The organism is Streptomyces echinoruber (genome assembly GCF_014651135.1).
Taxonomy (GTDB): domain Bacteria; phylum Actinomycetota; class Actinomycetes; order Streptomycetales; family Streptomycetaceae; genus Streptomyces; species Streptomyces echinoruber.
Map to the genome: position 1 here is coordinate 1 of NZ_BMWH01000090.1, position 1,143 is coordinate 1,143.

General features: G+C 68.5%; 1 protein-coding gene. It reads left to right on the plus strand.

Going from position 1 to position 1,143, the window contains the following annotated elements; genetic code table 11:
* Nucleotides 1–1,143: helix-turn-helix domain-containing protein (locus tag IE225_RS32665; RefSeq protein ID WP_190061285.1), on the plus strand; the 1,143-nt coding region annotated here is incomplete at both ends.

Genomic DNA, 1,143 nt, shown 5'->3' on the forward strand with positions numbered 1-1,143 from the left:
GCCTCGGCATGACACAGGCCGACCTCGCCGCCGCCCTGGGCAAGACCCAGGGTTGGGTGTCCAAGATGGAGCGCGGACACATCGAGCTGGACCGCGTCGGCCTGCTCAACCTGATTGCCTCCGAGCTGCACGTACACCCCAACGACCTGATCGGCCGCCCGTACAACAGTTCACCGGCCGAGAACCAATGGCAGGTGTCCGCCGCAGCCATCATGCGCGAGCTGCGCCGCTACGACCTCGCCCCCGTCTTCGACGGCACCCCCCGCCCTGCCTCCCAGCTCTGGCAGGAAACCACCCGCCTGCACCGCCTACGGGACGCCGCAGCCAACGTCGCGATCATGCAGGTACTTCCCGACCTGTTCCGCGAGGCCCGCGCCCTCGCGGAAGTCTCAACCGGGCACGAGCGCGAAGAGGCGTACGCCATCTATGCCGTGTGCTGCAAGTTCGCCCACACCGCCGCGCACGCCCTCGGACACCCCGAGCTGATCGCGATGGCCTGCGAGCGGGCCGCATGGTCGGCCCGCCTCTCCGGTGACCCCGTCATGCCGGCCGTCGCCGACTGGATGCGCGTATGGGACATGTGGGCCACCGCGGACTGGGACGACGCAATGGCCCTGTCGGACAAGGCCATTCGCAGCGTGCAGCAGGAGTACGACCACGGCGACCAGCTCGCCATCCGCGCCTGGGGATCGCTCCAACTCCGTGCCGCTGTCTCCGCCGCCCGAGCCGGACGCCGCGCCGAAGTGCGCGACCGGATCAGGTACGCATGGGACGCGTCCACCCGAGTAGCGCAGTACGCAGGCCCCCCGATCTACGACCGGCACAGCCTGACGTTCTCACCAGGCAACGTGCAGATCCACGCAATCAGCGTCGCACTGGAGATGCACGAGCAAGGCCGCGCACTGGGCATGAACCGGCACGTGCAGCCACACGTGATCGAGACCCTGCCCAACTCCCGGCGCGGGCACTACCACATGGACATAGCGCGCGCCTGGCTGTGGGACGGAAACCGCGACAAGGCACTCAAGGAACTGGAGACGGCCGAACGCATCGCTCCCCAGCTCATCCGCAACCACCCCATCGCCCGGTCAACCCTGCGTAGCATCGTGTACGCCGAGCGGGCGACCACCCGCGAGAAGCTAC